1 protein-coding gene is annotated in these 521 nt (G+C 62.4%); it reads left to right on the plus strand.

Translation table 11 applies throughout. The annotated features are described in order from the left end of the window. Positions 1 to 521: MFS transporter (locus R7Q09_RS28285; protein ID WP_318144226.1), on the plus strand; the 521-nt coding region annotated here is incomplete at both ends.

The following is a 521-nucleotide window of genomic DNA, read 5'->3' on the forward strand; positions in this document are numbered from 1 at the left end:
GAGGCTCTCAACCCGCTCGCTTCGTTCCGGTGGGCCCGGGGCATGACCGTCGTCGCCGCCCTGATGGCGGTCTTCTTCATCATGCAACTTGTCGGACAGGTGCCGGCCGCGCTTTGGGTCATTTTCGGCGAGGATCGCTTTCACTGGGACGCGACCACGATCGGCATTTCGCTTGCCGCATTTGGCATTCTGCATTCACTCGCCCAGGCAATGATCACCGGCCCTGTAGCCGCCCGGCTCGGCGAAAGGCGGGCACTCATGCTCGGAATGATTGCCGACGGCACAGGCTACATCCTGCTTGCCTTCGCGACACGGGGATGGATGGCGTTCCCGATCATGGTCCTGCTTGCTTCGGGTGGCATCGGAATGCCGGCGCTGCAAGCAATGTTGTCCAGGCAGGTGGATGAGGAACGTCAGGGGCAGCTGCAAGGCTCACTGGCGGCGCTCACCAGCCTGACCTCGATCGTCGGACCCCTCCTCTTCACGGCGATCTATGCGGCTTCTATAACAACGTGGAACGG

The sequence above is a fragment of the Vibrio sp. 2130-1 genome (assembly GCF_033339515.1).